Below are 17572 nucleotides of genomic sequence, written 5' to 3'. Positions count from 1 at the left end.
GTGAGGGAGCGTAGGGCAGTATCTCCACCAAGCCTTTGAGTGAGCGAAACGGGCGCTCCGCTCTGCCGGATGGCAGTTTGTTTCTAAGTTGACTTTAGGTTACTCGAAAAGCGTCGTGATTCCTCGATCCTCTTCGCCCAGTCGATGAATTCTCCAGCGGATGAAGTAGGGGTAGGTTTCTGAAAGAAAAGGAAGTGTCGCGATCGTTTCGTCGTAGTGATCGTCAACGCTCTGCGTCTGCAGTTCTGGGCGAACGGGGAACCACTCCGCCAAGTCGTAACTGATTTCGTAAGAAATGGAGTACTCGCGCGAACGGGCAGATAGGAATCGAATGCTTGCCGTGGGCGATTGTGCTGTAACTTCGGATACATTCCAGGCGGGAAGGGTGCTTGCCTCCGTTGGTTCGAGCCCGAGCACAAACTCCATCCAATTCGAAATGCCATCCCCGTCCACGTCGCCCAGGGGCTCAAAACGAGATTCGGACGGTGGTGAGGTCGATTCAGTCGCTTTCGAACGTAGCCAATTCTCGTAGCTGAGTTCCGGCAGGCGGATGACGCGGGCTCGGTCGAGGCGCAAGCTGCGATTCAGTGGTCCGCCATTTTCTTCAAATTCAGATACCGATAATTCGATCCTCTGCGTGTTGGTCGGGCCGAAACGACGCGAGTGATGCGTCATCCAACGGTTTGCCTGAGGCTCATCGTTTACTCGTTCAAGGCTCGAAAGGTAGGAATAAATGCTCCAAATCGAAGGTGGGTCCACATCGATGACGATCGTCGATGTTTCGCCTGTCTCCAAGCTTCCGGATACGATGGAACTCGGCCCCTCGAGCGAGCGGCTGAAGTCGACCTGCCAAGGCTTGGGGCCGATTGTCGTAATGCGGGCTCCGGGGAAACCGATCGCTTCCGCGAGTCCGCTCTCGAGCAGCGACACGGTCGCAGTTTCGCTGGCGATGACCTCTCCGTTTGGAGATGTGGCTTCGGCATGATACACGCCTAGGTCCTGCTCAGTCACCGGGTCGATCAGGAGATGGGCGCCCTGAGAGGGAATCTCCTTGCCGTCCTTAAACCAACGCAACCCCAGAAAGTAAATATTGCCCTCCCTCGCATGAGCCTTGAGTTCGATTCTGGCGCCGATGTAGGTAGCGGTATTTTGCGGGTGAGTGATGAACATTCCCTTTCTCTCGTCTCGAAGGTCGTCTATCCAGACGCTGCTTTGCTCTGTCGATTCCGGTAGCGTTACAGAAACGCCGGGACCGACCAAAATATCCGTCCACTCGCCATTGGCGGGAATAGATATGGTTTCACCATCGAGACTATAGTGAATGTAGCCGCCCTCTGAAAACCCTCTCGTTCGGATTTTCAGTCGAGCATAATAAGCGCTAGTAGTAAGCCGTAATGAGTATGGGTTTCCATCGCCGAACGGGCCGTCGATCCTCAGGGAGGCGCTTCCTTTGGTCTTGATGTCGGTATCGTAATGATAAGTAGCGGGTTCACTGTCGCTGAGGTTAAGTCCGCCACTGGACGAATCGAGAACCTCCCGCATGTAGGAGCCTAGGGCATAGTGGACCGTATCGGAGGTTGACTTGTTGCCAAGCGAATCTTCGACTTCGATATAGTAATCTCCCCTGTCGGCGATACCTGAATCCCGCTCGAAGGGATAAGACTCACCCGAAATAAGGTTCGATACTTTCTTTAGGAGCGCCCCGTCCTTATACCATGATACGGTGAGCGGCTCAGCCCCTGCATAGGTCGCGAAGGGAACATACTGCTCATTGTAGTGGAGTTCCTCGTTCAAGCGCATCTTCGCCAGAGGACCGCTGCGTAGCTTGAGCGAGTAGATCTTGCCTACGTTAGACTGGTACGAGTCCGAAGTGGATATTGAAAGCGTGTGGGTGCCGGCAGGAATGAAAACTTGCCTTTCGAAGCGAAACCCCGTCGGTATCCACATTTCGGCGTCACCCACCTCTATATGGGCATTCGTGCTCGAAAAATCGTAGTCCATTTCCAGAACTGCCGGTCCGGTGACTTGTGAGCTTAAACTCCAGCCCAGCGATGTATCCAAATCACCTGGGCTACTATTCTCGATTCGCAAATGATGTTCATCCTCTGTCGGACTTGTTTTTTCCAAGCTCACTTTGGGATTCGGACTTCCGTCGTAGCTAAGCTTGAGCGGGGAGGGAGCGATGCTCGCTAATGAATCCAGACCAACATAAACCGCTGAAGTGCTCGCTTCACCATGCGCGTTTGTGGCAACGAGCTTGTAGTTCCCCGAGTTCGCCTGGGAGAATGATCCAATCGTCAATACGGATTCTGTTTGGCCACTGATGGGCTGATTGTCCTTGTACCATTGGTAGGTGGCCCCGTTCCGGAAAAACGACGCTTCGAGAGACACGTTTTTCCCAACCGCAGGGGGAGTGAAGTGAATATCTCTCAACACAACGGGAGAGCGAACCTCTTCTAAGTTATCCAGCCACGCCTTTGCTGGAAGCGCTCCAGGGTCGAGCCGCAACCGTAGAGTGTGTTCCGCAGGGATGAAGAATTGTTGCTCCACCCAGCGCCCGCTTTCATGCGACTCGAATAGGAAATCGGAGCCGTATCTATTTCCTAGATACGCCTCAAATACGGCATCCGAGTCTGCGTTCAACTTCCAGCGGAACTTCAGAACTCGGTCGTACTCTTTGCTACCGAGCGTGAGTGACTCACGGCTACGCTTCGAATACAACTCAAGGGCGTCTTCTCCATCCCAACTTTCCGCCGTCTGGAAATTCACGTACGCGTCTTCAGCGCCCGTGAAGGTTTCGCCGACAATCGTCTCGCTCGGAGCGTCTATTGCCTCGATTAAGACAGGAGTCACGCTCACCACGATCCTGTGGCTTTGATTGTTGCCGAGACCGTTGCTTGCCTCAGCGTAATATGTGCCAGCGTCCTCCCAGCCTACATCTGCTTTGGAAAACAAATGAGCATTTGAAATGGCTTCATTTTCGATGGCCTCTCCGTCCTTGTACCATTGGTAGGTCAACTGAGGCGAGCCTTCGGCTTGAGGAACTTCAAATCCCATCGTCGAACCAATTGGAAAGGAATAGTGCTCCTCATCGAACGGTACAGGTGGGAACCTTGGCGGGAATATTTCTTCGTAAACCTGTACGGTGTACTTTGGCCGGTATCCAGTGGCTGATCCTAGTTCGTTGGTGAGGACAAGTTCATACTCCCCCGAGTGAGCGAGGCTCGCCGCACCTAGGCGTAATACATTGGTTTCGGCTCTGGGAATCAACACACCGTTCTTATACCACTGGTGTTCGATGGGGAGCGCTCCGAAGACTTTCATCGACAGATTGATCGGATCACCAGCTTTGACAAGAAGGTAAGAGCTTCCCTCGATTTGCGACGAAGGCCTCTGAGGCGAGGTATCGATTTCGATCGTTGCAGTTTTGCTGCGAGTGCTGTCGTAGAGATTAGTCGCTACGACGTAATAGTCTCCGCCATCGCTTTCCGTGACCGCATCGATCTTCAATATGCGGCTGGTCGCCCCCTCGATGGCTTGGCCGTTCTTGAACCATTGGTAGGTTAGGTTCTCTTGCGTCGACCAAACGGTGAGCTCCAGGCCTTTCCCCAGCGCAACTGATCGAGAGTACATGTCTCCTACAATCAGGGGAGGGAGTTTGTCGCTTTCGAAAAACTCGGGGATCTGAAGCTGTAGCGAATCTTGAGGCAGGGCTGTCTCCGGATAAACGGCACGGTGGGTGATACGAGCGGTAAAGCCGCCTTGTTCGGTGATAGATCTAAGCGTTTCCCAGCCTGCTCCCAAGAACACATCAAATCCGTTCGGTCCAATTAACGTCGTATTGGTAGCTGCTTCTTCGATGTGGTTCTTGCGTGCCGTCAGATAGAGCAGGCCCGCTACCGGCACCCTAAATTCAAGAAACTGTTGTTTGTCTTGGGATAGGTTTCCGCTTGAGATCAGCTGTAGGCCTTCCTCGGATACAAGTCTCCAATGGTCTTCGTGACTGGCGTAAACCTTGATGCCGCTTCCCAGAGCTTGTTCGATATCGTCCATCCGAGGAAAGACTTCCAAGTTATAGAGGACGGTCGTTGTCGCTTCCGCATTACTGATTTCCAAGCGGTACTCGCCTCGCTGACTAGGGAGGATTGACTCCAAGCTGAGTGTCGACGAGCTTTCGGAGAGCAATTCATCTCCTTCATACCACCTGTAAGTGATCGGGGAATCACTCCGGGCGGAGACGGAAAAGCTTACCGACTCTCCCTCGTACGCTTCAGCGTACCGAGCTGATGTTTGAGTGACGACAGGCGGAAACGTTACCTCATCCGCAAGCAAGCCATCTCTCAGGTTCACGATGCCACCCGATGCGCAATATTGAGCGAGACCTTCCCATTTCTGGCAGGTCGAAACAAGTCTTTGGATCTGCAGGGTGTAGTCATCGTCCGGATACTCTTCGAGAAAGAGGGCCATCGATCCGGACGCGAATGCTGTGGCCATCGATGTGCCGTCCTGTCTAATGTACGCGTCAGGGGCACTGGACCAAGTCGAGAAGATATGCTGTCCAGGCGCCAAGACATCTACGAGACTCGGGTGAAAATTCGAAAACCACGAGAGTTCCCCAGAGCTGCCCACCGCTCCTACAGATACTACGTTGGGCAACTCGGAACGACTCGGGTAAGCCGGAGTCTCGCTAGATTCATTACCGGCTGCCGCTACAACAATGACCCCAGCTTCCTCGGCTCGCCCAATAGAGCTCTCGATAACTCCGCTAAAACTGTTCGCGCCCCAGCTCATGTTTATGATCTGAGCTCCATTTGCCACAGCGTAATCGATACCTGCTGCAAGCGCTTGGGCAGTACCTTTGCCGTTTGCGTTCAGGGCCTTGATCGGCATGAGATTGATGGACCAAGCGACTCCCGACATCCCTTTTGCATTGTTCCCCGCCGCTCCGACGATTCCGGCGATGTGCGTGCCGTGTCCATGGTCGTCATCCGGTACCGAAAGAGGATCCAGCGCATTGAAGCCGTGGGTATCGTCCACATATCCGTTCTTGTCATCGTCGATCCCGTTACGGGTCGAGTCGCCGCTATTGGTCCAGAGATTGGCCTTCAGGTCCTCATGATCTAGGCGGATGCCCGTGTCGAGAATGGCCACAGTTATAGAGGGTGACTCACGCCTAATTTCCCATCCCTCCGGAGCGTCGATATCTACGTCTTCAACATGGTCGAGGCCCCATTGAAGCCCAGACTCAAACCTGGGATCATTGGGCACGAGAGATGCGTAGAAAATATGGTTCGGCTCTGCTTCAATTGAAGAATCAGACAATGAGACGGCAGCAAGGGCTTCGGTCACGGTATCCAAATCCGCGGTAGAGGATTCTAGAACCGCCATGTAAGGAGTGCCCTCACTTTTCAGGTAAGTCCAACCCAGCGAGTTCGCGATATCTTCAATGTCCCCTTCGCTGATGGGGGAACCCGAATGAAGGATTATCTGATTTGCGGCATACGCAGATAGTTCAGCCAGCTTGCGCGGCTCTCCGGATTCTTCGACCGCGATCCTGTCCGTGATGCGGATGGGAAACGGGAACCCTTCGTCCTCAACAATCCTGTGACGCAGCGAATAACGCTCCGAACCAAGACCGGCCGCCTCCAACCTCTCAGATAGCACAGTCGCCCCACTCCAATCTCCAGGAGGCAAAAGGGACGGCGTTGGGATTGTTGAACTAGCTTCTTCCAACACCTGGGCGTCGCGCGCCACCTCGGCTGGCCCAGGCGTTTCTCGCGGCACATCCGACTCCTGCTGAGCCGCTTCCCGCTCCGCACCCGCCGAAGGGGATCGACGCGATTGAGAGCACCAGAGGACGATTGCCGCGATTGAAAAGATCGCGAGGGGAGCCAGGGCAAGCTTGACGACGGATTTCATCATTAAGTCGCGTTTACATGATACCCAGTAGCCTGATTAACGTAATGCGGGCCTTGAGCAAAGTTGGACATGTAGCGAGGCATAAATCCGAATCTGACTTAGGCAAGTCTCCCTCTCGATAGCCCGCGCTTTTTTGTATTTCCAAACCGTTCGGTAACCGTATCGGGAAGCCCTCTAGTCTCGCCGTACTGCAATGCCATCCAGCCAATCCAGTGGGGCGACGTTCCCCGGTATTTATCGAATTGCTCCTGTTTGAGCAACAGAGAGGGATTCCTTCCTCCGATCCCCGAAAACGCCCCACGACGCGTCGCCACCGCGTGCGCGGATGCATGCTTCGAGCTGAAGGGGCGGGAATTTGGGTTGCAAGCATCGGCACAAGACATTGCGTGATTTTACGATAAACAACTTGCAGAACCCGTCACCGCTTGCAGGTTTTACTACGGTGAAACATCTAGCCAAACCCCTTGCCCTATGGATGGCTCTCGCCTCGACGCTTTGCTTGGCCTCGGCGATTTATGCCGACAAAGACGAGACGGACCTGCTTCCTTTTGAAGCGGTTCCAGCGGAGGTGCTCGGCCGGAAAATTCCCAAAGTCGATCCGAATTCAGATATTGAATACTTGTTCTACGGACTGAAGGTAAACGACAGAAGGTATGGTCACGCTCGGGTGCGGGAGCGACACATCAAGCTGAAGGTGTACACCGAGAATGGCGTGAAGGATTTAGATGTCATTCACCTCCCTTACATCAAGAGGTGGGAAAAAATTTCAGGCTTCAAAGCGAGAATAACCCAACCAGACGGGAGCTTTAGCGAGTTCGACCGTTCGGACCTGTACGAACGCAGATTGCTAAAGGTAGACGACTTTCGCGGAGACGCCCTCAGCTTCGCGTTGCCCAATCTGCAGGTGGGGAGCGTTGTGGAATACACATGGAGATCGATCGTCGATTACGGACAAACGTGGTACATAGCGGAATTCCTCGAGGAGGAATGGCCGTCGGAAGAAACGGAAATAGAATTTATTCCAAGTGCCAGTCACTCGTCCATCTTTCAAGCGTTCAACTACGAACTCGAGTTCGAACAAACGAAGGACAAAACCTACCTCGTGTCGGCTGAGAATGTCCCTGGTATCGCGTCTGAACCCTATTCTCCTCCGGCGCGAGACTACCGAGGCTGGCTCTTTATGGTATATAACAGCGAGTTTAGCATGCTGAACGCCCAAGCCTTTTGGGATGGCGAGTCGGAGTACCTGACAGAACTTAGCAGAGATCTGGTCAAGTCGAAGCAGCGGGCCGTGAAAAAGCTAGCCGACTCCTTGTTCGAGGCTGGAATGGCCCCTGAGGAGAAGCTTTGGATCGCTTTCAAGTATTGCAGCAATGAGATAACGAACATTTGGGCGGTCCAGTCTGGCTTCACCGACGAAGAGCGCAGCAAGCTCAAGGACGTTGACACTCCGGCAGAAACGATCAAGCGGGGTTACGGTACGGGCAGCGACATCAACCAGCTCTTCGCTTCGCTGGTCGCGGCCGCTGGATTCGAGGTATGTTATGCCTACACCACCGACGCCGAGTCTATGAAATTCAATTCGCTGGCTCTCAGCAGAAGGCTCAATTTCCCGGAACGGGTGGTAGCTCTGAGGAAAAACGCGAAAGCGGATTGGCGCTATTTCGACCTTAGCTACGTCTATTTGCCCTTTGGCTGGCTCGACGCAGCAAATTCAGGACAAGTTGTTTTACTCCCTGATGCGAAGAAGGCCCGTTTCGACACGACAGAATTCCTTTCCGCAGATTTGAGTCCGGTGTTTCGAGACGCTCGCTTCGACTTGAACGAGTATGGTGATTTGAGCGGCTCGGTGCAGCTTGAGTACAACGGCTACCCAGGGGTGCGGCGGAAGCGATTTTACGACGCCCTGTCCGAAGGTGAAAGGGAAGAGCGTTTTTGCGCTCGGCTGAAAGAGCTTTTTCCTCAATGCGAAATTCGGAATTTTAAAATGTCCGGCATCTTCACTCGCGACAAGCCCTTGGTGGTTTCCTATGATATAGAGATTCCTGGATACGGCGAATCTGTAGGTGATCGCGTTTTCTTCCAGCCAAGCTTCTTCGAATTCGGCGAGGAGCCAATGTTCATGGAGGAGCAAAGGCGTACGGATATAGCCTTTCAGTATGCTTGGAAGGAAGAGGACACAGTGTGGTTCAACTTTCCCGAGGGATTCCATCCAGAGGAAGCGGCATCGCCAGGCAAGCCAATCGACCTTGGGTATTTCCGCTTCGCCTGCGCTTACGCCCTCAACAAATCGCAAAGCAAACTGCGCTGCAAAAGGGAGTTTCGCATGGATAACAGCGGTTTCCAGAAAGACAGTTATGACATGCTGAAAAAGATTCTCGAGGATGCGAACACGCAAGACTCTCATGTCATGACCATTTCGAAAAAGGAGTTTGCAAATGCTCGTTAGAAAATTCGGCCGAGCGTACTTAGCTTGTCTAGCGTTGTCTTTTATATGTGGATACGCTGACGCTTCGCGGGTTCCAGCATGGCTATCTTCAGCAATCCAATCGAAAACGCAGGCTTCAAACGTTGCTGCAAGCTCGGTCTGCCTCTTGGACGAGACCGTTTACACAGTGGCAAGCAACGGAAAGCGTACTGAGGTAATCCGAATGGCTTACCAAATAAACGACCTGAGCGATCGCGGGTACGCAAGACTCGAAGTCGGGTTCGAAGAGGGATACTCGAGCGTGAGTGAAATTAAAGCTTGGGTGCTGGATCCCGGAGGAAAGGTGTACAAGTACAATAAAAAAGACACCTGGGATATCGCCTCGGATGTCAGAAGCCTGCATAGCCAACTCATGGAACGTCGGCTTGACGCCCAGGGGGATATTCGCGAGGGCAGCGTTTTTGCATACGAATACACGGTCACGAAAAAGTCGATTTTCTCGCAAATGATTTGGCGGCTTAATCGAAATATCCCCGTGCTCCTGACGAGAGTCTCCATCGAACCGCCTCCTGGATGGGCGGTAAAGGCGACCCCACTCAACGGGGCCCAGGTACAAGAAAAGCATGGTGGTCGGTCCTACGCATGGGAGGCAAGAAACCTTGAGGCAATTGAGGGGGAAGCGGGATCGCCAGTAGCGAGAGCATACCTGCCTTTCGTTGGTTTCGACCTGTATCCAGAGGATGGAGCATCCAAAGGAAGCTTGGAATTGTTTAGCAGTTGGAACGACGTGGCGCGTTTTGATGTGCGCACGAACGATTCCCAGACCGAACCCAGTGACGGCATTCGAAGAAAAGTGACGGAACTGGTGAACGGGAAAACGGGGGTTCTAGAGAAAGTTGAGGCATTGGCTGAATACGCACAATCCGTTAACTACGTATCAATCCAAACAGACCTAAGCATGGGCGGAGGGTACAAGCCATTTCCCGCTGCCGAAGTATTCGAACGACACTACGGAGACTGCAAGGACAAGGCGGCTTTATTGCGGTCTATGTTAGGGTGTATAGATGTTGAAAGCTATGCAGTTTCTATTGCATCCGAAGATGCAGCCTATTTGGACCTAAATTGGCCGTCACCTAGGCAGTTCGATCACTGCATCGTTGCCATCGCAGTGGAGCCTGAGTCGAAGATGCAGGCCCTCGTCGAGGACGCAGTATTGGGAAAGATGTTACTCTTCGATCCTACCAGCCAGAACACTCCATTTGGCATGCTGCCCCAAAGGTATCACGGCGGTTTTGCCCTCGTGGGGAGCGAACGAGTGACCGGCCCGACGCCCATACCGCAGGCAGTTCCAGAGCAGAATAGCGAGAAGCGAACGGCGAGGATCGAGCTAATGGGGGATGGAAGCGCGGTGGCGGCATTCGAATTTGAATACAAGGGCGGCAGGGCGCTCGCCGCCCGGGCGACACATGTCAAAAAATCAGAACCGGAGTACTCGGAATTTCTCAAAAGGAGATTAACCGATAGCGGGGTTCAAAGTTCGGAGATCCAATACCTCGTCGACGACCGGATAAAGGAGGCGACCTTCGAGCTAGATATCGAATGCAATTTGTCCGGATTCGGGCGATCTATGAGAAACAAGTTTCTTTTGCTAAAGCCGTTCTTCCTCACCTGGCAGGAGCGTTTGTCTCATGAAGCGGATTCTCGCACCCTGCCGTATGTAATTCGATCGGAGATGAAAGAGGAAGAGGTCATTGTATCGATCCCTGAAGGCTTTTACGTTGAGGACCACGCTGAACCGGTCTTCGTAGAGACGGACTTCGCGCGATTCGAACTCTCTTATCAGGTCGTCGATGGCGATGTCGTTTGCAAGCGTAGCTTGAGAGAGTCAGCGACCACCTTACCTCCAGAACGCTACGACGAGTTTTTATCGTTCTATGAGCAAGTTTACCGAGCCTGCAAAGCGCCAGTCCTGCTGGCACGTATCGAACAGTAGGCTGACTCCGAAGTCAGTTGAATGAAGTAGAGAGCCGGCTGGATGGTTTTCAAGGCTGCACTGTGAGTGAGTACGCTAACAAACTACGCGTCGATCCGAGCTAGGTCGCATTCGGTCGCATGGATTTTCCTTGCTGCCGTACCAAAGCCTATGCCGCCTAAATAAGGGGCCAGGGGAGAGAAGGGGCCAAATGTGTATCCATCTCTTCAGGACCCGTCCATCGCTCGCAAGCGGAAGATGCGACATTAGCTCGGGCGGAGCTCGTTTTTGCAGTCCCCCGTCTTCTCCAACTCGCTCAGGTTGTCGAGGGTGACGCGGGCGATCTGGGTGAGGGCGGTGTCGGTGAAAAAGGCTTGGTGACCGGTGACCAGCACGTTCGGGAAAGTGAGCAAGCGGGCGAAGACGTCGTCTTGCATCACCGTGGCGGACTGGTCCTCGAAGAACATCGATTCCTCTTCCTCGTAGACGTCGATGGCGAGGTTCCCAATGTGACCGCTCTTGAGCCCTTGGATAACGTCGGCCGTACCGATCAAGCCGCCGCGGCTTGTATTCACAATCGTAACACCTTTCTTCATCTTCGCGATGGCTGCCGCGTCGATGATGTGATGCGTCTCCTTCATCAAAGGACAGTGCAAGCTGATAACGTCGGACTGAGAAAAAAGCGTATCCAAATCCACATACGTCGCTCCCCGTTCCTTGAGTTCCTCGTTCTCGTACTTGTCGTGGCAGAGCAGCTTGCAGCCAAATCCCTGGAAAAGCTTGGCCGTGATGGAGCCGATCTTGCCAGTTCCAATGATCCCCACCGTCAGGCCATGCAGGTCAAAGCCAACCAGCCCCTCCAAAGAAAAATTGCCTTCGCGTACGCGGTTGTAGGAACGATGGATCCGGCGATTGAGCGTGAGCAGCAGGGCGAGGGTGTGCTCCGCCACCGCGTGCGGCGAATAGGCAGGAACGCGCACCACTTTAATGCCAAGCTCCGCAGCCGCCGCCAAATCGACGTTGTTGAAGCCGGCGCAGCGCAAGGCGAGGAACGCGACCCCGCGTTCCCTAAGGCCTTCCAGCGTTTCGCGGTCGACCTTGTCATTGACGAATACGCAGACCGCGCGAGCGCCTTCCGCTAGGGCAACCGAACGCGGAGCGAGCTTCGTTTCGAAGAAGGCCAACTCATGCCCGTCTTCGTTGTTCTGCTTGAAGAAGGTTTCGTCGTAGCGCTTGCTGCTGAAAAAGGCGACTTTCATGCGAAGACCTTATTTAAAAGAAGAGACAGTCTTCAACTTATTTACTGCTTCAATCCGGTAGCGTCTCGTGGGGGGAGCATGCTCAAGTGTCGTTTCACTCGCTACAGCGAAAGCCGACCTGACACGATTCAATTACATCGATAAAGTGGCGGGACCTTCCAGGTCGCGTGTTGGGTTGAACCTTGGTCCAGACCGCGTCGCGCGGTGCGATACGTTTTGCGCTGCGGTCTTCAGCAAGCTGGAACCCTACAAAAACTCGAGTTGTAGACAGTGGCCCCACGCGGCGACTTACATTCACTGCAAGCCCAGCAGTCGATTCTTCTGCAAACCCGTTGAGGAAGCCATGCGATTTCAGGATCTCAAAGATCGGTTCCAGGCCTCCGAGCGGATGCCCGTAGTCTTCCTCGGCCACGGCAATCCCATGAACGCCATCGAGGACAACCAGTACTCGAAAATGTGGCGGGAGCTGGGATCCGCATTGCCGCGGCCGCAAGCGATCCTCGTCGTGTCCGCCCACTGGATGACCCAAGGATCAACCTTGGTGGACATTTCCCAAGCCCCGCGAACCATCCACGACTTCGGCGGCTTTCCGCGGGAACTCTACCAGCAGCAGTATCCAGCATCTGGAGACCCGAAGCTCGCCCGCGAGGTGATCAGCTTGCTCGAAAGCCACCACGCGGAAGGCGACGACAGCTGGGGTCTGGACCACGGTTCGTGGTCCGTCTTGAAGTGGCTCTATCCCGATGCCGACATCCCAGTGTTCCAGCTCTCCATCGACATGAGCAAGGACCTTGATTGGCACCTGCAAATCGGGCGCACCCTGTCTCAGCTGCGAGACCGTGGCGTACTGATCCTCGGCTCCGGCAACGTCGTGCACAACCTCGGAGCCTTGCGCTTCGACGGCGGCATCTACGACTGGGCCAGCGAGTTTGACGCAAGGTTCGCCCAACTCCTAGAAGAGCGGAACCTCGCGGCCCTAGCGTCGCGCAGCGAACTCGGCTCGCTCTTTCGCCAAGCTCATCCCACAGTGGACCACTACCTGCCAGCCCTCAGTGTTGCCGGCGCCAGCGACCAGAAGGACACGCTCAGCTTTACCAGCAGCAACATAGAGATCGGCAACATCTCCATGCGCGGATTCATTTTCAGCTGAAGACGTCGGGTAGGGGGTAGCGACCAAGGAAGCGAAGCCCCAATACACGATTAAACGTTATCAAAAGTCGCGTATTTGTAGGGTTGGACCTTGGTCCAGACCGCGTCGTGCTGATAAACGGCTACACTGCGGTCTGCGGCAAGCTGCAACCCTGCTCAGAGGAGCGTAGTATGTTTTTAATGGACAATCTCTGAGCATCCGAGCGCTACAACGTAGGGTCGGCGCTTGCCGCCGCACCGCGTCGATATTAACCTGTCTCCACAGCGCGGCCGCTAACGCCGGCACTACTAATGTCGCGTTTTTGTAGGGTTGGACCTTGGTCCAGACCGCGTCGTGCTGATAAACGGTTTACACTGCGGTCTGCGGCAAGCTGCAACCCCACTCAGAGGAGCGTAGTATGTTTTTAATGGACAGTCTGTGAGCATCCGAGCGCTACAACCCGTAGGGTCGGCGCTTGCCGCCGCGCCGCGTAGGCTTGATCCTGCCTCCACAGCGCGCCCACCAGCGTCGGCACTACCTATAGAATCCGCTCAAGCAATTGTTGCAGGCAACGGTCGCTGTCGCAGCGGCCATGGCCCTAAAGCGCAGCTCGTTTATGGCCGATTTCAAGAGACATGCTGTTATCCATAATCATTGCCGTCTCCCTCTTTGTCTTCTTTCTGATTTGCGATAGATTCGCCGCCAGAAAAACCCACGACTCTTTTCCGCAGGCGGACGCGCTCCCAGCGGAGGAGAGCGAGCCGGGTAGGGTGGCGAGCCCAACCCACGAACTCGCGGCGCAGTTTGAGGCCAGGGCCGTGTTGCTCAGTCCTGCCGAACAACGCTTCCATCAAGAGCTAAGGACAGCGTTGCGGCCGGGGCATGAGATATCCTGCAAGGTGCGGCTCGAAGACGTGTTCCAAGTGAAACGAGGGCTGTCCGACAAGCGCCAGCGTCACAGCTTGCGCAACCGCATCAAGTCGCGCCACCTCGACTTCGTGGTCACGAACGCGGCCGACTCGCGAATCGTATCGCTCATCGAGCTCGACGACGCATCCCACCGAAATCAAAAGGCGCAAGCCAACGACCGCTTCAAAGACGAGCTGGCCCGCGCCTCTGGACTCAAACTCCATCGCTTCGCAGCCCGTTGCCATTACGAATCCGCCGACATCCAAGCCAGCCTCTACGGAGACAACTGAAGCGCCCAAAGCGCCAAGCAGTTTCCTGTGGGAAGCGACCTTGTCGAAGACCCTGAGCTCGCCGAGGGTGCGTCGCGATAGCTACGGTTACCATCGCCGCACAAGACCGTTCCCCAAAAAACGAATAGGCGGCGCCACACAAGCATTCGCTTGTATGCGAAACCGCCCGCTTCGCTCAAGGCCGCCAAGAACACGAAAGCCTGCGAAGGACATGCTTCAGAAAGCACACGGAAAGAGGGCGAAAACAACTTTCTTAGTTTTGGCGGATACTTTCATTCCCTTGGGGTTTAACACCTCGAAGCTTGCTTCGACTTCTGAGGTGGATCGGCTTCTCCGAAGACTATTTCGCGATGGCGTCTTCGGAGAAGCCGCGCCACCTGTTTTTTGAATACCTAGCCCGCTCCAGCAGTCGACGAAGCCGAGAGCTTGCTCCGAGGATCTCCATTGGAACCTATCGCCATGCTCGAAACGGCTTCCGAGTGTAGCGACACTCGAGAGACAAAGTCCGAGACATTCCAGATTTCGTAGGGATTCCGTTTCCGTCAACGGGTGCAAAGTGACGGCAAACGACGGAAGTCAGCGACGATTGACACTAATTATCCAATGCCTCAACTTTCCTTATCACATCAACATCCCTTGATATAATTCAAGGGAGTTTCCTCCAACTCTTACATCCGACATACTACTATGAATCTTGACATCCGGTTGGCTTGGGACAGGTATAAAGCCGACCAAGCAGATATGGCATTCGCTGACCATCCTTTCGAAACGGCAGCAATCGATCAGAACTTGGATAATTGGTTAGGCCTTTTGGGGAAGCGACTACCGGATTTTCATCCATCGAGATCCGAGATCATAGAAATACCGAAACCAAGTTTTCATTTGAGGCCAGGATCCATCTTAGAGCCAGCTGATGCTACTGTATTAAACGCTCTCTTGCTCAACGATATAGACAAGCTTCGAGATGTCCAGCAATGGAGTGCTGGCCACTGCAGGTTTTCATATATCCTCAAAGAAGATCAGAACGGAAGAAAATGGTTTGAAAACGAGTACAAAGGGTGGACTAATTTTAGAGAGAAATCCATTGAGTACCTAAACAACGGATACAGCTGGGTGGTTTTTGCCGACGTTTCAGCATTCTTTGAAAATATATCCATTAACAGATTGGTTGGAGATCTCAAGACTCATGACATCGCCCCAGAATGCGTCAATTTGCTTTCCTCCTGCCTCAACCGCTGGGCCGAACCAAGATCCAAAGGCATTCCCCAAGGCTATCGCGCTTCGTTTATTCTGTCTGAGTTTTATTTTAATAGCATCGACAGGAGGCTTGATAACGCCAAAATACGCTTCTGTCGCTATGTCGACGATATGAGGATTTTTTGCAAAACCAAAGAGGATGCAATCGATCAACTGCACACCTTGACCGCACTGCTCAGAGAAAAGGAACTAAACCTACAAACGGCCAAGTCTTTTATAGCGGATCAATCCCAGGCGCGTCGTGAGATTGATAGCGTCACGCCAAGAATCAAAGAACTTGAAACTGCTGTCCAGGAGGAGCTATCCGAGTTCCTTGGGCTCTCGATTACCTCTGTCACCCCTTCTGCCCTACAAAAATATTTTGAGTCAATTGATGCAGACTTGAAACTAGAGTCGGTAAAGCGAGCGTTTGTAGAGTACTTCATCGATCAAAATGATTTCGATAAGACTCTCTTTCACTATTGTATCAACCGACTTGGGGCTGCAGAAAACAATTTTGCGGTCGACTATTGCGTTGAATGCCTATCGGAGAGACCCGAAGAATTCATTCACATCCTACCATATTTTTCTAAACTGTCTGACCAGTGCGTTGAAATAGCAGAGAAAATCATAGATAAAATTGAAGAAGGAACGAAGTCCACGGACTACACCTCCTTTTTATTCCTGAGGTGGTTATATCAGCAAAATCTCTGCTCTGAAAAGATCCTCTCTTTTTGCCGTTCGATTCAAAGCTCTGAGAGGTTAGGTCGCCATTCAAAGAGCTACGTTTGGGCCATAATCGGTGAAAATGGCGATTATTCTGATCTGGATTCACTGGAATCAGAATATGGTAAAACAGATCACAAAGCTTCAAAAGCCACTTTGATTTGCGCGATTAGAAAAATGGAAAAGTCGAGAAGGAACGCAATCTACAGCAGGGCAGAAGGCGATGACATCTTGGTGTCCTACGCTATAAATTACGCGAAACAAATTACGCACAAGAAATAGCACCAAGCGAAGCTAAAACTCAGAGATCTATCGACTCAAACGTGCTGTTAAGAATCCCCCAAGAGGTGCCTCTCTGAATTTCGTCCTCGATATTCGCCACAAATTGCCCCGGCTTGAGGTCGCCAGCGATCGCACCGGGCCTTGGCTCTTCACCAATAGTTCGACGTCTTCCGCTTGTTTTTGGCGGAAGGCAATCAGCAATTGCCGCGAGCGTTGGGCGGCATTTGCATGATTCGGGGTTCTTGAGCCCACATTGATAGTTGTCGCTTTCACTAAAATTGCTAAAGAATCGGGTAGGGTGATTCAGTATCTGAAAGGTAAATACGCTGAGGCGCAGCGCCAGGAGATGCACACCGACTACGAGTCGGTGGCGACATATCCATCCTACGAGGAAGCGAACGAACGCCAGACTGAACTCTTGTCATATGGGCTTTCGGCCTTCGTAGTGCGGGAATCGACGGGGTTCTTGGAGGTCTACATGGGCGTCGTTCCGAAATTCCATTTGTTTGTGCCCAAGGATCAAGCTTCGGAAGCGCGTGAGATCGTGCAGCTGGAAGCGGATGCTGACCACGTCCACATCGCCAACTGCCCAAAATGCGGCAGCAGCGAAGTGAAAGAGATCGGCGTGGTGAAGAACTACCAGAGCGGTTATCTCGCGCAATTCCTTGAACTCTGCTTGGTGGTTTCGCATCGGGCTTTGGCCGAGATGCTGCGAGGCCCCAAATACCGCTGCGAAAAATGCGACAACGTATACCGGACCAACTTCCGTAAACCGATCCTGTGAAGTGAAGACGTGCCTTTAACCGCCCGCGCTGCTCGAGCACGCAGAGGTCGCGGAGGAGAATAAGGGCTTTTGCAGTAGCGTGCTTGTAAGCGAGCCGTCGTGTTCGTCGATTGGGCAACCTGCCTGGAATTTTTTTTGAACCACAGATGACGCAGATGTACTCAGATATTGCTTGAGGAATGCTGAGGGATTCGTCGACGAAAGCGTCATTTGACTTTCCAGGCGGCCAGCAGCCACTAGCTTCATGGAGTTAACCGCAGGGTTGAAACAGCTTATTTCATGAAGCTGTTTTTTTACATTTCAGCCCACATTGCGGAAACTACTCATCCCCATTCCCAAATCAAACAACCTTCGCACAATAGATAATCTGATTTGCGCGATTACTAAGGCAATTATGCCTTAATAACTTACACAGCACACGTAGTCATCTACGTTGCTTCGTCAACGCAATTACGCTAAAATTGGTGAAATTTGGTCGATAACTCAGTACCTAAACACCAATGACTACCGAAACCGCACGAAAAACCGCTAAAGTTCGACTCAATTCAATTATGCTCAGGGATTCTACCCTTGAGCACCTTACGGACCTAGCGGATTCGCTTGGTAAAAACAGCCCAGCAGGGTTGGCTGCAGATATA

The 17572-nt window shown here is 53.1% G+C and carries 8 protein-coding genes; 6 read left to right on the top strand and 2 right to left on the bottom strand.

Going from position 1 to position 17572, the window contains the following annotated elements; translation table 11 throughout:
* Nucleotides 1–99: 99 nt before the first annotated feature.
* A complete protein-coding gene (locus IEN85_RS22575) occupies nt 100–5922 on the bottom strand; it encodes a S8 family serine peptidase (protein ID WP_191619382.1) in 5823 nt (1940 codons plus the stop codon).
* A 439-nt stretch (nt 5923–6361) separates the two neighbouring features.
* Between IEN85_RS22575 and IEN85_RS22570 the strand changes: the two genes are divergently transcribed.
* Together IEN85_RS22570 and IEN85_RS22565 are read left to right on the top strand one after the other, a co-directional pair.
* Nucleotides 6362–8368 (top strand): DUF3857 domain-containing protein, encoded by a 2007-nt coding sequence (locus tag IEN85_RS22570; protein ID WP_318186865.1) that lies wholly within the window; start codon nt 6362–6364, stop codon nt 8366–8368.
* Nucleotides 8358–10340, top strand: a complete 1983-nt coding sequence (locus tag IEN85_RS22565) for a DUF3857 domain-containing transglutaminase family protein (protein ID WP_224772871.1) — start codon at nt 8358–8360, stop codon at nt 10338–10340. Before IEN85_RS22570 ends, IEN85_RS22565 begins: the two co-directional genes overlap by 11 nt.
* Nucleotides 10341–10585: 245 nt before the next feature.
* On the opposite strand, the gene IEN85_RS22560 is transcribed toward IEN85_RS22565, so the two are convergent.
* The gene (locus tag IEN85_RS22560; protein WP_191619379.1) at nt 10586–11578 is read right to left on the bottom strand and encodes a 2-hydroxyacid dehydrogenase; all 993 of its coding nucleotides are present in this window, start codon (nt 11576–11578) and stop codon (nt 10586–10588) included.
* Between the two features lie 343 nt (nt 11579–11921).
* Here IEN85_RS22560 and ygiD point away from each other — a divergent pair, with 343 nt between their 5' ends.
* The 4 genes from ygiD to IEN85_RS22540 all read left to right on the top strand — a co-directional run bounded on the left by ygiD (nt 11922) and on the right by IEN85_RS22540 (nt 16934).
* The gene (ygiD, locus tag IEN85_RS22555) at nt 11922–12728 is read left to right on the top strand and encodes a 4,5-DOPA-extradiol-dioxygenase (RefSeq protein ID WP_191619378.1); all 807 of its coding nucleotides are present in this window, start codon (nt 11922–11924) and stop codon (nt 12726–12728) included.
* Nucleotides 12729–13342: 614 nt separating this feature from the next.
* A complete protein-coding gene (locus IEN85_RS22550) occupies nt 13343–13906 on the top strand; it encodes a DUF2726 domain-containing protein (RefSeq protein WP_191619377.1) in 564 nt (187 codons plus the stop codon).
* A gap of 687 nt (nt 13907–14593) precedes the next feature.
* Entirely contained in the window at nt 14594–16150 is a 1557-nt protein-coding gene (locus tag IEN85_RS22545) for an RNA-directed DNA polymerase (RefSeq protein ID WP_191619376.1), read from the top strand.
* A gap of 298 nt (nt 16151–16448) precedes the next feature.
* A complete protein-coding gene (locus IEN85_RS22540; RefSeq protein WP_191619375.1) occupies nt 16449–16934 on the top strand; it encodes a hypothetical protein in 486 nt (161 codons plus the stop codon).
* The last annotated feature ends 638 nt before the right edge of the window (nt 16935–17572 follow it).

Source organism: Pelagicoccus enzymogenes (genome assembly GCF_014803405.1).
In the GTDB taxonomy this organism is placed as follows: domain Bacteria; phylum Verrucomicrobiota; class Verrucomicrobiia; order Opitutales; family Opitutaceae; genus Pelagicoccus; species Pelagicoccus enzymogenes.
The sequence above is the reverse complement of the archived record's forward strand: the minus strand, read 5'-3'. Positions and strand labels throughout refer to the sequence as shown.

What these genes read in the sequence shown, in the direction of transcription:
- IEN85_RS22575 (WP_191619382.1), bottom strand. Translation starts at nt 5,922, where the DNA reads ATGATGAAATCCGTCGTCAAGCTTGCCCTGGCTCCCCTCGCGATCTTT.
- IEN85_RS22565 (WP_224772871.1), top strand. Translation starts at nt 8,358, where the DNA reads ATGCTCGTTAGAAAATTCGGCCGAGCGTACTTAGCTTGTCTAGCGTTG.
- IEN85_RS22560 (WP_191619379.1), bottom strand. Translation starts at nt 11,578, where the DNA reads ATGAAAGTCGCCTTTTTCAGCAGCAAGCGCTACGACGAAACCTTCTTC.
- ygiD (WP_191619378.1), top strand. Translation starts at nt 11,922, where the DNA reads ATGCGATTTCAGGATCTCAAAGATCGGTTCCAGGCCTCCGAGCGGATG.
- IEN85_RS22550 (WP_191619377.1), top strand. Translation starts at nt 13,343, where the DNA reads ATGCTGTTATCCATAATCATTGCCGTCTCCCTCTTTGTCTTCTTTCTG.
- IEN85_RS22545 (WP_191619376.1), top strand. Translation starts at nt 14,594, where the DNA reads ATGAATCTTGACATCCGGTTGGCTTGGGACAGGTATAAAGCCGACCAA.